This window comes from Alcaligenes ammonioxydans (genome assembly GCF_019343455.1).
Lineage (GTDB): Bacteria > Pseudomonadota > Gammaproteobacteria > Burkholderiales > Burkholderiaceae_B > Alcaligenes > Alcaligenes ammonioxydans.
On the sequence record NZ_CP049362.1, the window covers coordinates 1,840,306 to 1,856,838 of the forward strand.

The 16,533-nt window shown below is 56.3% G+C and carries 11 protein-coding genes and 3 riboswitches; of the genes, 8 read left to right on the forward strand and 3 right to left on the reverse strand.

Annotated features, from left to right (window positions below; translation table 11 throughout):
* Positions 1 to 39 precede the first annotated feature (39 nt).
* Positions 40 to 1,479, reverse strand: coding sequence for a sodium:solute symporter family protein (locus FE795_RS08495; protein WP_219236079.1), 1,440 nt, complete (start codon positions 1,477 to 1,479; stop codon positions 40 to 42).
* A gap of 142 nt (positions 1,480 to 1,621) precedes the next feature.
* Positions 1,622 to 1,729: riboswitch (TPP riboswitch) on the reverse strand.
* A 67-nt stretch (positions 1,730 to 1,796) separates the two neighbouring features.
* A riboswitch (TPP riboswitch) is annotated at positions 1,797 to 1,894 on the forward strand.
* Between the two features lie 50 nt (positions 1,895 to 1,944).
* Here FE795_RS08495 and FE795_RS08500 point away from each other — a divergent pair.
* The 4 genes from FE795_RS08500 (at position 1,945) to FE795_RS08515 (ending at position 5,907) form a co-directional block, all read left to right on the forward strand.
* Positions 1,945 to 2,727, forward strand: coding sequence for a 3-oxoacyl-ACP reductase (locus FE795_RS08500; RefSeq protein ID WP_219236080.1), 783 nt, complete (start codon positions 1,945 to 1,947; stop codon positions 2,725 to 2,727).
* Positions 2,724 to 4,016 carry an LLM class flavin-dependent oxidoreductase gene (locus tag FE795_RS08505; RefSeq protein ID WP_003800121.1) on the forward strand — a complete coding sequence of 431 codons (1,293 nt, stop codon included), beginning with the start codon at positions 2,724 to 2,726 and terminating at the stop codon, positions 4,014 to 4,016. The genes FE795_RS08500 and FE795_RS08505 overlap by 4 nt, the downstream gene beginning before the upstream one ends.
* A 152-nt stretch (positions 4,017 to 4,168) precedes the next feature.
* Positions 4,169 to 4,918 (forward strand): SDR family NAD(P)-dependent oxidoreductase, encoded by a 750-nt coding sequence (locus FE795_RS08510; RefSeq protein WP_131071765.1) that lies wholly within the window; start codon positions 4,169 to 4,171, stop codon positions 4,916 to 4,918.
* Positions 4,919 to 4,975: 57 nt separating this feature from the next.
* Positions 4,976 to 5,120: riboswitch (FMN riboswitch) on the forward strand.
* A 151-nt stretch (positions 5,121 to 5,271) separates the two neighbouring features.
* A complete protein-coding gene (locus tag FE795_RS08515) occupies positions 5,272 to 5,907 on the forward strand; it encodes a riboflavin synthase (RefSeq protein WP_003800116.1) in 636 nt (211 codons plus the stop codon).
* A 189-nt stretch (positions 5,908 to 6,096) separates the two neighbouring features.
* Here FE795_RS08515 and FE795_RS08520 read toward each other — a convergent pair whose 3' ends face one another.
* Positions 6,097 to 6,627, reverse strand: coding sequence for an AAA family ATPase (locus FE795_RS08520; RefSeq protein ID WP_059317648.1), 531 nt, complete (start codon positions 6,625 to 6,627; stop codon positions 6,097 to 6,099).
* Between the two features lie 558 nt (positions 6,628 to 7,185).
* Between FE795_RS08520 and FE795_RS08525 the strand changes: the two genes are divergently transcribed.
* The 4 genes from FE795_RS08525 (at position 7,186) to FE795_RS08540 (ending at position 13,192) form a co-directional block, all read left to right on the forward strand.
* The gene (locus tag FE795_RS08525) at positions 7,186 to 8,625 is read left to right on the forward strand and encodes an aspartate ammonia-lyase (protein ID WP_131071767.1); all 1,440 of its coding nucleotides are present in this window, start codon (positions 7,186 to 7,188) and stop codon (positions 8,623 to 8,625) included.
* A gap of 47 nt (positions 8,626 to 8,672) precedes the next feature.
* On the forward strand, positions 8,673 to 9,992 hold the full coding sequence (locus FE795_RS08530; RefSeq protein ID WP_131071768.1) for a dicarboxylate/amino acid:cation symporter: 1,320 nt from the start codon (positions 8,673 to 8,675) through the stop codon (positions 9,990 to 9,992).
* Between the two features lie 147 nt (positions 9,993 to 10,139).
* Positions 10,140 to 11,873 carry an ATP-binding protein gene (locus FE795_RS08535; RefSeq protein WP_165477565.1) on the forward strand — a complete coding sequence of 578 codons (1,734 nt, stop codon included), beginning with the start codon at positions 10,140 to 10,142 and terminating at the stop codon, positions 11,871 to 11,873.
* Positions 11,858 to 13,192, forward strand: a complete 1,335-nt coding sequence (locus tag FE795_RS08540; RefSeq protein WP_219236081.1) for a sigma-54-dependent transcriptional regulator — start codon at positions 11,858 to 11,860, stop codon at positions 13,190 to 13,192. The genes FE795_RS08535 and FE795_RS08540 overlap by 16 nt, the downstream gene beginning before the upstream one ends.
* 200 nt (positions 13,193 to 13,392) lie before the next feature.
* On the opposite strand, the gene FE795_RS08545 is transcribed toward FE795_RS08540, so the two are convergent.
* Positions 13,393 to 16,518: a tetrathionate reductase subunit A gene (locus FE795_RS08545; protein ID WP_131071770.1), complete on the reverse strand. Its 3,126-nt coding sequence runs from the start codon at positions 16,516 to 16,518 to the stop codon at positions 13,393 to 13,395.
* Positions 16,519 to 16,533: the final 15 nt, after the last annotated feature.

Below are 16,533 nucleotides of genomic sequence, written 5' to 3' on the forward strand. Positions count from 1 at the left end.
GTTTTTTTATCCTGAGCCTTGGTCTCAGGGCGTTCGGATTTAGTCCAGTACGCGCGTGGAGGAAGCCAGGGAGCTGAGATCGAAATTGGGCAGATGACGGCGCAAGGGCATGATCAGGACGCTGATCACCACCGGCACAATCGCAGCCAGCAAGAAGGATTCCAGCAAGTAATCCATAGGGCCATTGGGACGTGGAAACACAGCCAGGCCGGCAACTAGACCGCCCAGGGTACTGACCGTGGCGGTAAAACCATCGTAGCGGCGGCTGTACAGTCCAAAGAACACGGGAAATGCTGCCGCCGAGCACAGCAAGTCTGCCAGCAGGAACAGGTACAGCACGCTGAAACCTTGCGAGGAAGCGTACAGCACAGGGATGGAGCACACCCAGATCAGGGAACGAGCCAGACTCATCATTTGAGCGGTATTGCGGTGAGGCATGATACGGCCCAGGTCCACCGCAATCAGGCTGGACACTGCGCTGATGGCCGTATCGGCGCTGCTCATCACCAGGGACAGCCCCAGGGGAATCAGCAGCACCAGAAACCAGACAGGAACATGCGGCAAAATCACATTGAACAGTGCCACGGAGCTGTCACCGTGTGAACCCAGGCCGACAAAGGCCAAGCCAAACAGACCCATCAGGAAGATGAAGGGGGCGACAAACAAGCCGCCCAGCAAAAAGCCACGCCGCATGGATTGCGTGTCTTTGGCAGCATAAATGCGCTGCCAGTTGCCCTGGTGAAACAGGCCGGTCAGCAAAATGGCGACAAAGAAGGTCAGGCCGGCCTTCATTCCCACGGGGTCGCTCAGTTCGATCAGACGCGGGGCTTGCAGCTTGACGCTGTCAAACAAATTCACCGGTCCTCCCACGGCTTGCCAGCCGAACATCACAATCAGAAATAGCATGGGCAGGATGACCAGCATCTGTACTTTGTCGGTAAAGATGGAGGCTCGCAGCCCGCCGTAAGAGGTGTAGATCAGGGTGGCCAGCAGCACAATACTGGCGGTAACCCACAAAGGAATGGGGGCAATCAAGGTAATCATCTTGGACATGGCGGTAATTTCGGCCGTCATGGAGATGAACATGTAAAACAGCATGATCAGCAGGGTCAGGGCATACATGGGACGGCCATAGCGGGCAATCACAAACTCGCTCAGGCTGTGACCGCGTGGCAGCAGTTCGCGCATGCGTTTGCCAAGCGGAATCATGGCCAGTCGTGGCGACATGGAGCCAATGGCATACCCGATCACGGCGCTCAAGCCTCCCCAACTGGCCGCCTGCGCCGGTGAGAATAGAATCCAGGCGCCCAGCGAAGAGGCTAATAATGTCAGAATTGTGGCCAGCGAGCTTTGACTGTTGCGCGCTACCACAAAGTCTTCCAAAGAGCTGTTGTAGTGGCGGGCATACAGCACCCCGGCCAAAGCAAAGGCGGCAGAAAAAACAATCAGCCACAAAAGGGTGGCGGTTTGGTCCAGCATGAGATCTCCCCAAAAACCCGTATGAACGGGCACAAACCGGCCCAGCCGGCACGATGCCGGGGACGGGGCGCAGAAAAATGGAGGGATTGAAATGGGGCGTGTGCGCTTGCCAATGCGCCGCACAGACAAGAGCGGGCAGGCTGCCAGGCCGCGTTTCCTTTCCCTTCGCCGGCATGATCCGGATCAGGTTCTAAGGGTTACCGCTGCAATGCGGAATCTCAGCCCGTCAAGGACTCCCCCAGGAACAGGCTCAAAGAGTAGGAGAGCTTCTTTCAATTGTCAATCATACGGTTGGCGGTGTTTTGTGCTATGGTCTGCCCTGCGGCACGGGGTGTCCTTCTTGAAAAGGGCTGAGATAAAACCCGTCGAACCTGATCCAGCTCATACTGGCGAAGGGATGTCCGAAGCTCTAGCCCTGCGTCCGAACCGGGCCGACATCCTCGCCGAATTTTTGCAAGGAATGTCATGTCTGTGGAACACGTCTCGGAACTCTCCCAACAACTGGTTCTGGTCACTGGCGGCGCACGCGGCCTGGGGGCTTGTCTGGTGCGTGCGTTTGCACGTCAGGGCGCCAAAGTTGTCATCAATTACCTGAAAAGTGCAGCCGCTGCCCAGGCGCTGGCGGACGAGTTTCCGCAGCACTGTCTGGCGGTGCAAGCGGATGTGAGGGATGCGACTGCTGTACAAGCCTTGTTTGCCCAGGCGCAGGCACACTTTGGTCAGCCCATCACCACCGTCGTCAATAACGCCTTGCCCGAGTTTTCCTTCAACGGCGATGCCCGCCCTCATGCGGATACCTTGACCTGGTTGCAATTGAACCAGCAACTGGAAGGGATTGTGGGTGGGGCCCTGAACACCACGCAGGCTGCCTTGCCCGGCATGAAGCAGGCCGGTTTTGGCCGCATTATCAATATCGGGACAAACCTGTTCCAGAATCCTGTGGTGCCTTACCACGACTACACAGCGGCCAAGGCCGCCTTGTTGTCCATGACGCGCACCTTGTCGCACGATCTGGGACCGGATCAGATTACCGTGAACATGATTTCCGGCGGTTTGTTGCGCACAACGGATGCGTCCGCGGCTACCCCCGAGGCGGTGTTTGATCTGATTGCGGCCAGTACACCGCTGCGTCGCGTGACCACGCCCGAAGAATTTGCCGATGCGGCCTTGTTCTTTGCCGGTCCGTGGGCTCGTGCCGTAACAGGACAAAATTTGGTGGTTGACGGCGGATTGGTGAAAAACGGATGAGACAACTGCATTTCAATTTGTTCATTATGGGCTGCGGACATCACAAGGCCGCCTGGCGCCATCCCGAATCTCAGGTTGAGCGCTTGGGCGATATCCGCTTTTATGAAGAGCTGGCGCAGATTGCCGAGCGCGGCAAACTGGATGCGATTTTCTTTGCCGATGGTCAGTCCAGCGATAATGTGGCAGATGGACCGCGCTGGTTTCTGGAGCCCTTGACCATGATGGCCGCGCTGGCGCGAGCCACTGAGCGTATTGGTCTGATCAGCACCGTCTCGAGCACCTTTTACACCCCCTTTGTAGCGGCGCGCATGTTGTGTTCCCTGGACCATCTGTCCCAAGGGCGGATGGGCTGGAACGTGGTGACCTCGATGTTTGATGCCGAAGCACGTAACCATGGCTATGAAGCCATGCCTGACCATGCCTGGCGCTACGCCCGAGCCGAAGAATTCGTAGATACCGCACTGAAGCTGTTCGACTCCTGGAGCGACAGTGCCTTGGTGATGGACAGGCAGGGTGATTACGCCAAGGTGGATCAGGTGCGTCAGATCCTGCATAAAGGCGATCATTTCCTGGTGGATGGCCCCCTGACCTTGCCGCGCTCGCCTCAAGGACAGCCGGTGCTGTTTCAGGCCGGTGCGTCTGAACAGGGACGGGATCTGGCAGCGCGCAAGGCCGAAGCCATTTACGCCGTGGCGTATGACTTGCCCTCGGCTCAAGCCTATTACCGTGACATCAAACGACGCGTGCGTGAAGCGGGTCGTGGTGTGGATGTGCCTGTCATGCCGGGGCTGGTGACCTATGTGGGCTCCACCATGCAAGAGGCGCGCCGCAAGCAAGAGGAGCTGGATGCATTGCTGCCTACCCAGACCTCCTTGCGGCAACTGGGCATGTTTGTCGGGCAGGACTGCATGAACTGGGAGCTTGATGCACCGGTTCCGCCATTGCCTGCGCTGGAAAGTTTCAAGGGCCCCAAGGGGCGTTATGCCACCATGCTGCGCATCATTGAAACGGAAAAACCGACAGTCCGGCAATTGTTGGGGCGGATTGCTGCCGGTGGTGGTCACTGCACCATGGTCGGTACGCCCGAGTCCATTGCCGATCAGATTGAACATTGGTGGCGTAATGAGGGCGCCGACGGCTTTAACTTGATGCCTCCGTCCTTGCCCAATGGCATTGGTGACTTTGTGGAGCAGGTCATCCCCGTTTTACAAAAGCGCGGTCTGTTCCGTCAGGAATACGAGCACACCAGCTTGCGGGGGCATCTGGGGCTGGAGCGTCCAGCGGCCTGATGCCCGGAGCAGAAAAAAGCGGGCATTGCCATGGACGAATTTGTCCGCTTTTTCCCTAGGGGGAAGGGGCTACGAAGTTCCTGAAGTTTGCTATCCTTAATGCTTTAATTGTCGCCTGCTTAACGAGCAGCGAGCTGTATAGGGATCGCACTATGAAAACCGCCGTTGTCACCGGGGCCTCCTCAGGGTTTGGGGCTGCTCTGGCCCGTAAACTGGTCGCTGAAGGGCATACCGTGCTGGGCCTGGCGCGTCGTCAGGACAAGCTGGACGCCCTTGCTGCCGAGCTGGGCGAGCGTTTTTTTCCGGTCAGCGTGGATCTGACGGATCGTGCGCGTGCAGATGCGGTGCTCGGCGACCTAATGGCCCGGTTCCCCAATATCGATGTGCTGATCAATAATGCGGGTCTGGCGCTGGGCGTGGACAAGGCTCAGGATGCCAAGCTGGAGCAATGGGACACCATGGTGGCCACCAATATCAGCGCGTTGCTGCACATTACGCACGCTTTGCTGCCAGGTATGGTCAAGCAGAACAAGGGCCACATCATCAATCTGGGCTCGACGGCGGGCGAATATGCCTACGCAGGTGGCAATGTGTACGGCGCCACCAAGGCTTTTGTGCATCAACTGGGCCTGAACCTGCGTGCCGACCTGTCGGGTACGGCAGTTCGTGTGTCTACCGTGGCTCCTGGCCTCTGTTCCGGTACGGATTTCTCTACCGTTCGTCTGGGCGATAAAGATAAAGCTGCTGCGCTGTACCAGAACGTGGATGCGCTGACGCCCGAGGACATCGCCAACACCATTGCCTGGATCATGAACGCGCCTGCCCATATGAATGTCAACTACATCGAGTTGATGCCGGTGGCGCAAAGCTTTGCAGGCTTGAGCGTGCATCGCAAGGCTTAAGCTTGGCGACCGGCCCTGGTCTGGCTTGATTAGACTTGGGCTCCGGTCTTACACTGCAAACGTCTTCAGGGCGGGGTGAAATTCCCCACCGGCGGTAAGGGAGCCATTCCCCAGCCCGCGAGCGCTTTCCGCCAGAGAAAGGTCAGCAGATCAGGTGAGAAACCTGGGCCGACGGTGAGAGTCCGGATGAAAGAAGATGAAGCATCGCTGCCTTGATCACAAGGCAGCGACGTGTTTTATTGTTGCCCGGAGGACGCATTGTTTAATCAAGGATGCGTTCAAATGAAAAATCTGAAAATCTCCCCTGCATTAGCCGTTGGTCTTTTGCATGAATTTTGCGAAGGAGCGTGCTGATGTATACCGGAATTGTTAAAGCGGTTCGTCCTCTTACCGCGGTCAAGGCCGAGCTGGGCCGTACCGAGTTTGAAATTGATTTCACCGACGAATTGCTGGTGGATCTGCAACTGGGCGCCAGTGTCAGCGTGGAAGGCACATGCCTGAGCGTGACCAGTATTTCTGGCCACAAAGTTACTTTTGATGCGATTCCCGTCACGCTGGAGCGGACGAACCTGGGCACGCTCAAGACAGGTGATCTGGTCAATATCGAACGATCGGCCAAGCTGAACGAGGAAATTGGTGGTCATGTGATGGCTGGCCATATCGCAACGACTGCTGAAGTGCTGGAACTGAGCATTACCGAGGCCGGCAACCGTCTGCGTTTTCAGATGCCGGAAGATTGGGCGAAATACGTGTTCCCGCGTGGTTTTCTGGGTGTTAATGGCTGCAGCCTGACCGTGGCGGACGTGGAGGATGGCGTTGTGACCATCAATCTGATTCCCGAAACATTGCGCCAGACAACATTTTCTCGTTACAAGGCAGGCGATAGACTCAATATCGAAGTGGATCAACAGACGGTTGTTCTGGTTGACGTGCTGGAGCGTACGGTGGCAGGCACGATGGCGCGCGTGATGCCTGGTTTTAAAGACTGAGTCACGCATGAGTTAAGTGCAAAGGGCCGCTAGTTCTAAAACTGGCGGCCCTTTTTGTGTGTCTGTGCTTTTTAAGCACTCACAAAGCTCGGAATGAAATGCAGTACAGGTGCTAGAGAACATAGCCACTCTAGTGACGATCAGCCATTTTCCAATGGCCTGATGCGCTGCGCACCAAAGCTTGCTCCGCTATTGATTCAGTGTTTCCAAGACAAAATCAGCGCGGTTTTCTACGCTTGTTTTGGGCAGCAGGCGCACTTGGTATCCCAGCAGGGGATAGACACGCTCCAGACGTTCATACTCATGCAAAGCCGCGTTCATGTCGTGACGGCGCTCTGGATCAACTTCGTATATTTCAGGCCAGGGGGGCGTAAAGAACACCTGTGAATGATAAGGGTGAGTCTTGTTGAGTTCGTCCAGCAGTGGAGTACCTGTTAACTCTTCTAAAGCAGCTGCGGCGTCAATCAATCCTCGATCAAAAAATACCCAAGGGCCATCTTTGGGCGCGGTTGAGTAGTCAGTCTGCGCGACCTGTATCGCTTCTTTCAGGAAGGCCTCCATATCCTGCCAGGGGAGGGCAGAGCCACCATTGCCCCACTGCTCCTGCACGATACGCCGTCCAGGCTCCTGTATAACCGTATAGCCACGATTTTGTAGCTCGGATAACAGAGTGGATTTACCGCCGCCGGAGCAGCCGGAAATGAGGACAAATGTAGACATAAAGAAATCCAGATCAACAAAGGATAAAGGCTTGGCGACGATGCGCCGCGCCCCGAAACTAAGACCGGAGGGAAGGAGGGAAGGAGGGAAGGAGGGAAGGAGGGAAGTGGCCTTATTTTAAGGCTGGGACGGGAAATGGTGAAATGCCTGGCCTTGAGTACATAACTTCCTAAAACGCTGGTAAGTAGGCATCTTTCATAAATAATAAAATGCAATTAACGGAAAAGAAATATAAGCATTGAAAAAGAATGTCTACAGCAAAAAGAGGGCGGTTTTGGTGAAGAAGCGGCAGAGTGACACGGCTGGCTACCGATCAACGCATGGGCACACGTGTATGGTCAGATGCATTCTGTTCGGATTTCCGTCTTTTTAGAGTTTGTTCTGTTCGGAAATCCGAACGGAAAGGGGCGTATTGTTGGTGCTAATACAATCAGCACACAAAAAATGACTTGTTTTTCAATAGACTAATGTCAGCAAAGAGTCTTGGCACAGTTGTTGCTTTTAGCTCCGTACAAGAACCCCAGTATTGGGGGCCCTTAAAAAAAACGGAGAGATGACATGACTGATTGCGCCGCAACGGCTAACACTCGTCTGGAGAAAGACCTGCTGGGTACGCGCCCCGTACCTGACTTGGTGTATTTTGGCGTACACACCTTGCGAGCCGTCGAAAACTTCAGGATTACGGCGACAACTATCGCCAACTACCCCGATTTGATCCGAGCCCTGGCACAGATTAAAGCGTCCGCCGCACAGGCCAACCATGCACTGGGGGCATTGGATGCCGCCAAGAAAGAAGCGATTGTGCAGGCGTGCCGGGAAATTGAGGCTGGCCAGCATCACGACCATTTTGTGGTGGATGTGATTCAGGGGGGGGCAGGAACTTCTACCAATATGAATGCGAATGAAGTGATCGCTAACCGTGCTCTGGAAATTCTGGGTCACCAACGCGGGCAGTACGGGTTCCTTCACCCTAATGAGGATGTAAACCTGGGGCAATCTACCAATGATGTGTACCCCACCGCCTTGAAACTGGCTGCCTATCAGGGTGCGACCCGTTTACTGACTGCCTTGGAGTATTTGCAGCAAGCCTTTGATCGCAAAGCTCACGCTTTCAAAGATCTGTTGAAAATGGGGCGCACGCAGTTGCAGGAAGCAGTCCCCATGACACTCGGGCAAGAATTTGCGGTTTACGCCGGCATGATTGCCAAAGATCGCCTGTGCCTGACCGAGGCCATGCAAGAGCTGTGTGAAATCAATCTAGGCGCGACGGCGATCGGGACGGGGATCAATACGGAGCCACGCTATGCCGAACTGGTTACGCGCCTGCTGTCCTCGAACACGGGTATCAGTCTGCGTAGCGCATCGGATCTGATTCTGGCCACGCAGGACTGCAGCGCGTTCGTACAGCTGTCCGGTGCCTTAAAACGCATTGCCGTCACCTTGTCCAAGACTTGCAACGACTTGCGTTTGCTCTCAAGTGGTCCACGTGCAGGCATTGGTGAGATCAATTTGCCTCCTCGCCAGGCGGGCTCTTCCATCATGCCCGGCAAAGTCAATCCCGTTATCCCAGAAGCCGTCAGTCAGATTGCCTTTGAAGTCTTTGGTAATGATGTGACCGTCTCCTTTGCAGCCGAAGCCGGTCAGCTTCAACTTAACGCGTTTGAGCCCATTATCGCCCACAGTCTTTACAAGAGCCTGCGTCATCTGCAGCGTGGATGCATGATTTTGGCCGACTACTGCGTGGACGCGATTACCGCCAATCCCCAGCGTCTGGCAGACAGCGTCAGCAACTCCATCGGCTTGGTCACGGCGCTTAATCCGTTGATCGGCTATACCGCGGCCACCGCTATTGCCAAGCAGGCGCATGAAACCGGTAAAGGGGTGGCTGAGCTGATTCTGGAGCAAGGTTTGTTAAGCGCGGACGAACTGGCTCAGGCCTTACAGCCTGAGCAACTGATCGCGCCGCGCGCCTCCAAAACCACGGAACAAACTCTTTAATTAAAAATCGACAGGCCCGCGCACGGGCCGATACGGGAGATGAACGCATGAAGCTGAATAAGCAAACCACATGGATTCTGATTGCCATGGTACTGGGCGTGGTAGTGGGTTATATCTGCCACAAGATGGCCGACACCCCTGAACAGGCGCATGCCATTGCCAGCTACTTTGGCATGGTGACGGATATGTTCCTGCGCTTGATCAAGATGATCATTGCTCCGTTGATTTTCGCCACGCTGGTTGCCGGTATGGCCAGCATGGATGATGCGGCAACTGTTGGTCGTATCGGGGGCCGTGCTGTGGGCTGGTTTTTGCTGGCCTCGCTGGTATCGCTGACGGTAGGGTTGATTTTTGCCAATATCTTCCAGCCTGGTGCGAATGTTGGCATTCCCTTGCCGGCCGAATCGGCTCATTTGGGGGTGGATACCTCGGCGCTGAATCTGAAAACGTTTCTGACGCATGTTGTGCCACGTAACTTTTTTGAATCCATGTCCAAGAACGAGATTTTGCAGATCCTGGTGTTCTCGGTATTTTTTGGACTGGCCTTGGGCAAAGTGCGTGGTAACCCTCAGGCCAACATCCTGGCGCAAACGATTGAGGGCGCAGTGCCAGTGATGCTGACCGTCACCAACTACGTCATGTACTTTGCACCACTGGGCGTGTTTGCCGCTGTTGCCAATATCATCACGACCGAAGGGCTGGGTATTTTGGCCGTCTATGGCAAGTTTCTGGGCAGCTTTTATGCCACCTTGGTGGTGCTGTGGGCGATTTTGCTTGCCGCGGGATTTCTGGTGCTCAAGGGCCGGGTATTCACCCTGTTCAAAGAAATCCGTCAACCGATGTTACTGGGCTTTTCGACGGCCTCCAGCGAAGCCGCCTATCCTCGTTTGATGGAAAAGCTGGAAGTGTTCGGTGTACGCAAGCGTGTTATCGGTTTTGTCCTCCCGCTGGGTTATTCCTTCAACCTGGACGGCTCCATGATCTATACCGCTTTTGCGGCGCTGTTCATCTCTCAGGCATATGACGTGCCGCTCACCATGCAACAGCAAATTATCATGCTGTTGGTGTTGATGATTTCCAGTAAAGGTATTGCCGGCGTACCACGCTCTGCGCTGGTCGTCGTGGCAGCAGTTTTGCCTATGTTTGGGCTGCCTGAGGCTGGTGTATTATTGATCATGGGTATTGATCACTTTCTGGACATGGGCCGCACTGCGACAAATGTATTGGGTAACGGCATTGCCACAGCCGTTGTCGCCAAATGGGAAGGTGCCATCGATGCGCCTGACCAGGCGGACAGCAAGGCGACAGGCTCACCACAGCTCCAGCCCGGGCAGGCAGGCCCGGACTCAGCACCCGCTGTCGCCTGACATCTTCCGTGTCGATATAGCGGCTGTTTACTAAATATTCTACGTAAGTGGCCGCTACGTTTTATGCATTTGCCCCGATTTATTCGTCTTCATAAAGTCCTGTTGTTGCTGATATTGATTGCGTCACTGTCAGCCTTGGCGGGCGTGATGGCTTACCGAGCTGGTGAATCATTCGGACTGTCCAGCTTGCAGGAGTCGGGGCGGCAGCGTCTGGATTTGTATGCGCTGACACTACGCCACGAAGTCGAGAAGTATGAGTATCTGCCCAAGATGCTGGAGCTGGATCAAGAAGTGGTGGGGCTGTTGGAGCGGGGCACCCGGTCCTCGCGCGAGGTCAGCCGTCATCTGGAGCGCTTGAACGAGCGCGCCCAGACCCGCGTGATTTATATCCTCGGCCGTCAGGGTCAGGTTCTGGCGACCAGCAACTGGCAAGAGGCCGATAGTTATCTGGGGGAAGATCTTTCCTACCGCCATTATTTCACCGAAGCGCGTGAAGGACGGCCCGGATTCTTTTTTGGAGTTGGAACCACACGGGGTGAGGCCGGCTATTACATTTCCTCCCCCATCACCCAGGCAGGGCAGGTGATCGGCGTGGCCGTCATCAAGGTGGATCTGGATCGCCTGCAGGATTCCTGGACCCACGCTCAAGCGCCGGTGATAGTGTCCGATCACTATGGTGTGGCGATTCTGTCTTCGGTGCCCGCCTGGAAATTTACTGCCAGTCAGCCCCTGAGCGAAGATGTGCAGCTGCATCTGCGCCAGACCCGCCAGTACAACGGTTTGCCCATTGTTCCCCTGAATTTACTGACCCAGAGCGTGTTGAGCCAGGATGCGCAGCTGGTGTCCTTGCCTTCTGATGGCAGGGCGTCGGGAGCCGAGGATGACACCCGCGGACTCCTGCTGGCCCAGACAATTCCGTTTGGTGCGAACGGCTGGACCTTGACCCTGTTTTTACCCACCGATCTGGTCTATTCCATGGCACGTCTGTACGCCGTGTTGGCCGCTTTGGGGCTTGTATGCCTGTTTGTGATGCTGGTCAGCTGGTATTTGCGCCGGCAGCAACAGCGTGACCGTGCCTTGGCTCGCGTTCAGCTGGAGCGCGCACATGCTCAGCTTGAACGCAAAGTAGAAGAACGCACGCGTTCGCTGGAAGAAACCCAGGCGGGCCTGATTCACGCTGGCAAACTGGCGGTCATCGGGCAATTGTCTACTGGCCTGGCCCACGAACTGAACCAGCCCCTGACTGCCTTGCGTACCTTGTCAGGAAATACCATCCGCTTCATGGAGCGCGGTGATCTGGATACCGTGCGTGCCAACTTGAAGCGCATCAATGATCTGGTCGACAGCATGGGCGCGCTGACCTCTCAGCTCAAGCAATTTGCCCGCAAGTCGCCAGGCCATTCAGAACTGACAGATTTGAGCGCGATTATCGATCAGACGCTGTTGATTCTCGAACCCGCGATTCGCCAGCATCGTGCAACAATCCAGGTTCAATTGGCAGACGATGCAGGGGTAGTGCAGTGCAATCCCAACCGTCTTGAACAGGTCATCGTTAATTTACTGAGTAATGCGATTGATGCCGGCGCCTCACGAAACACGCACCCTGTTGTTCAGCTCAGCAGCCAGCGGCAAGGTCAGCAGGTGGCGATACGGATTCAGGACAATGGCCCAGGATTAAGCGAGGATGCTCGGCTGCATCTATTCGAGCCATTTTTCACCACTAAAGAAAGTGGTACAGGGCTGGGGCTGGGTTTGGCTATTTCGATGAGTATTATTCAACATTGCGACGGCAGTCTGACAGCCGATAACTTGCCAGGTGGTGGCGCCGTGTTCACCATTGTGCTTCCCTTTCCTGGAGCAGAAAAATGTACGAAGGGCTAACCGTTCTCATCGTTGAAGACGATGTCAATGTGCGTCTGGGTTGTAGCCAAACCTTGCAGCTTGAAGGCATTCGGGTGGAGGAGGCCGAGAGCGCAGAACAGGCCTTGCGCCTCCTGCACAATGGCTGGCCAGGCATTGTCGTGTCCGATGTACGTTTGCCGGGTGCCGATGGCATGAGCTTGCTGCAGCAACTGCAACAGCTGGACAGCGACTTGCCTGTGGTGCTGATTACTGGTCATGGCGATGTGTCGATGGCTGTTCAGGCGATGAAAATGGGGGCTTACGATTTCATTGAGAAGCCGTTTTCGCCCGAACATTTTGTGCAGGTGGTATCGCGCGCCTTGGACAGACGTCAAATGTGCTTTGAGATCAAAGCACTGCAGGGTCGATTACAAGACAAGCAGTCCATTGAGGCTCGCGTGTTGGGCAACTCCTGTCCCATGTCCAAGGTGCGCGAACTGATCTGCAATCTGGGCAATAGTGCCGCCGATGTACTCATTTTTGGCGAAACCGGCACCGGCAAAGAGCTGGTGGCGCGCTGCCTGCACGATCTAGGGCCCAACAGGGACGGTAATTTTGTGGCAGTCAATTGCGGCGCCCTGTCCGACAGTCTGTTCGACAGTCAGATGTTTGGTCATGAGGCAGGGGCCTTTACGGGTGCAGGCAAGCGGGTGATCGGCAAAATCGAACATGCGCACCAGGGCACCTTGTTTCTGGACGAAATAGAAAGCATGCCGATGGCCATGCAGGTCAAGCTATTGCGCGTTTTACAGGAGCGCACGCTGGAGCGTCTGGGCTCTAATCAATCCATCGCCATCAATTGCCGCGTCATTGCGGCGACGAAAGTTGATTTACTGGCCCTGGCCGATCAAGGCTTGTTTCGTCACGACTTGTATTACCGCTTGAATATGGCGACCTTGCCCTTGCCGCCCTTACGCGAACGCCGTGAGGATATTGGCCTGTTGTTTGAGCATTTTGCCTTGTTGGCGGCGGCTCGGCATGACCGTCCGGCGCTGGAGCCAAACTCCGAGCGCTTGCAGGCTATGCTGGGCTGGCATTGGCCGGGCAATGTGCGCGAGCTACGCAATTTCGCCGATCGCTGCGTGCTGGGGGTCAACAGCGCCTTGCCCGGTCAGCAAGCCGCTCCAGGAACCGTGCCGACCTCATTGGTCCACACCGTTGAAGCGGTCGAGCGCGCCTTGATCGCTGAAGCCTTGAAACGACATCACCATAACTTGACTCGCGCCGGGCAGGAATTGGGCATAGCCAAAAGTACGCTGCACGACAAGATCCGCAAGTACGGCCTGTTGGCGTCCTAGAACTGGTCTGTCTGGGCATGGGCGGCCGACCCTGTCTGTTACGTCGCCTGAACAGGCCCGCACTACGCAATCGCTACTCGCTGGGGCGGGCAAGCGCCAGATCGTGCCGGTTTGACGAGGCAAAAAAGAACGCCAGACTCTTCAACGTAGAGTCGGCGTTCTTTGTCTTTCACGGCCTTAGGAGACCCGGGTCGTCTTTTCTAAGCCGACAACTTCTCCACGCGGGCTGGCAAACCTTGACGCACGGCAGCTCCTGAAACCCAATCAATCCACACGTTGTCCTGACCGTCGCCACGGGTTGGGTCCGCAAAACCCAGCTCGTTCAGGTTCACGCCAGCCGCAAGATCCGCCAGATGGGGGGTGGCCTCACCGTCGATGTGATGAGAGCGGGCGCCCAGCTCGGTATGACCAAACCCATGTTCGATCGCGATGGCCCCGCGCATGATACCGCCGCGTACCAACGCCACGCCTTCGACGGCTCCGCCTGGCGTACTGACCCGGATACGATCTCCGTTACGGATACCCATATTCTTCGCATCCTCCAGGTTCAATGAGATCGGGTTATGCGGATGCACCTGGCGCAAACGGGACATGCCAATCGACATGGAGCTCATCAAGTTGGATTTGTAGGAGCTCATCAGCAGCGGCCACTCCTGTTCAGAGAAATGTTCGCGCATCGGGCTGCCATCGGCCAGACGGGTAGGGTACCAGGTGGGGCACCCACTGAGTCGTTCGCCCGTCATGGTGTGACGCATCTTGGCCAGATCTTCGTTCCAGATCTGTAAAGCGTTGTCGTAGCGATTTTTCAGCTGATTGCCTTTCCAGGCGTTTTCAATTCGATCGAAGCGTCCACCGCGGGTCAGCAACATGGCCACTTTACGCTGCTCTTCGGGATGCAAGCGCGATTGCAGCTCTGGAAAGAGGCGGTCGACACCCGTGATGCGCATATCGTCATCGGAGGCATCGCCCACCGGACGACCTGCACCAAACGCGATGTTGGCCATGCCCCGCAGGTAGAAATCCTCGGCGCACAACAAATCATGGGTATTGCCCGCCTTGTCTTTCAGGACACCCTTGCCAAAACCGGGCAGTTCCAGACGTAGCGCGACCGCAAACAGGAAACTTTCCAAGTTGATCGGCTGACCATCCGCCGTGCGCTCCACGCGGGGCTGAACAACCGGCCAGCGCAAGGTCGAGGACTTGGCGATTACGTCGGCCCAAGGCGCAGACACCCCCCAGCTTTCATAGGTGACCGAGTCCGGCACGATGTAGTCTGCATAAGCATTGGTCTCGTTGATGAATGGATTGACCGAAATCGACAGCGGGAGGGCGGCCGGATCTTTCAACTTGTGCAGCAGCGCATTTTTAAAGCCCGCGATCGCGTAGACCGGATTACTCATGTGATTGATCCAGACCTTGGCCGAGTAGGGATAGCCATTCAGCCCGGAGGCAATCATTTCGCTGCTCAAGGCGCCCACCGCGGGGTACCAGGGAGCAGGAGCCGGGTATAAGGCTTCACCTTTTGCCAAGCGGCGTTTGTACTCGCTGGATTTCTCATAGGCGAAACGATGGCGCGACAAGGACACGCCTTTGGCCATCACTTTTCCAGGAAACTGTGCAAAGTTGTAGCGTGGTCCCGGTCCAAAAGGCCCGAATGGGCCCGCATCCAGCACCAGGCCCCCTTTCAGGTTCAGGTTGCCCACCAGGGTATTCAACATGGCAATGGCATAAGCCGTGTAGAAACCCGACCCGTTCATGGTGCCACCATGCGCATCGGCCACTGCCTGCCGGCCATAGCTGGTGAACTCTCGCGCCAGCTCGATCAGGGCTTCTTCTTCCATGCCACAGCCTTGGGCGTACTGGGCAATGGTTTTCTCCTGACTGCGCTCGCGCAGCATATGCAAGGCGGTACAGACGCGTACATCCTTGCCGTCCAGCTCAACAAGACGGTCGACAAACAGCGTCGCGCGATCCAGATCGGTATGGGCGCGCAGCTCACCTTGTTCGTCCTGAACGATAAAGGGTGATTCCGCTCCTTCGGTCACTTCCCAACCCAGGTCGGTACCGCGCAAGTAGCGGCCAAAACCAGGGTGCTCAGGATCAGCAATCAGTAAATGGCTGGCGTTAGTCCAGGAAGCCGTGTTTTCGTCCTGTTCGGCCGGGGCGTGGGGCAGGGACAAATGCTCCACATCAAAGCGCTCTTGTTCCAGAATCCAGCGCAACATGCCCATGACCAACGACAAGTCGGTGCCGGGCAGGACAGGCTGCCAGCGGTTGCCGCTGCCCGAGGCGAGGCTGGACGAGGTTGGCAGGATCGGGGAAACAACCACGTATTTAAAGGTGTTTTCAGGGCGCGAACGGGCTTCCGCCAGCTCGCGACCTTGGCGCTGGAAGGGGTTGCCGGATTGAGCGGGTGCCGCGCCAATAAACAGTCCAAAACGGGCGTTTTTCCAATCTGGCTTGCCATGCGGCATGCCTTTGATATCGCCCATGGCAGCGCCAGTGCCTACGCGGAAGCTCTGACCGCAATAAGAGCCGTGGTTGCTGACGTTGATCGTGCCAAACGCTTGTTCGGCAAAGCGTTTGACCAGCGGCGTACGACCTTCGTTGGCCGCATCGGTGAACAACAATTGATTGGCAAGTGGGCCAAACTCGGGGTTTTGCGGATCTATCAGGGTTTCATGGTCCCAAATGGCCCGCAATCCGTCGACGTGGCCTTCGTTAAACAAGTTGCCGCCTTCGCAAACCTCTTCGATCAGTTGCTCAAAGCTGATGCGTTGCCATTGCCCTGAGCCGCGCGGGCCAACACGCTTAAGGGGGGAGAGAACACGATAAGGACTGCTGTGCTGCTCTAGCATGGATGCACCACGCGCGCAGGCGCTGGCACGGCCTTCCAGTCCATTTTCACCACCGAGCATGGCGTAAACCTCGCGTACCGGCTGCTCCATGGGGGCAGACTGGGTGGTGGCCAAGGGATGGTAGGGGTTGCCGGCAATACGCAGAATCTTATTGTTCTCCGTATCAATGCGCACACGCACCCCACATTGGGTCCAGCAGCCCAGGCAACTGGAAGGGCTAACAATCTGGCCAGGCTGCGTGTCGAGCAAGCCGGTAACCGGATCGATCCGGAATTCAGCTTGCAGAGAGTTGCCGCGGGTAGCATGGGCGGTTGGCGCTCCGGCTGTGCCTTGACCCAGACCTTGTACCGCCTTGACCACGGTGTCGCTGTAACCGGCCGCAAAAGCAGCCAGACCACCCACAGCAACGCCGCCGCGGGTCAGGACCTGTCGACGCGACAGATCGGGGGTTTCGTTTTTCTTGCTCATGACGATAAGTACCTG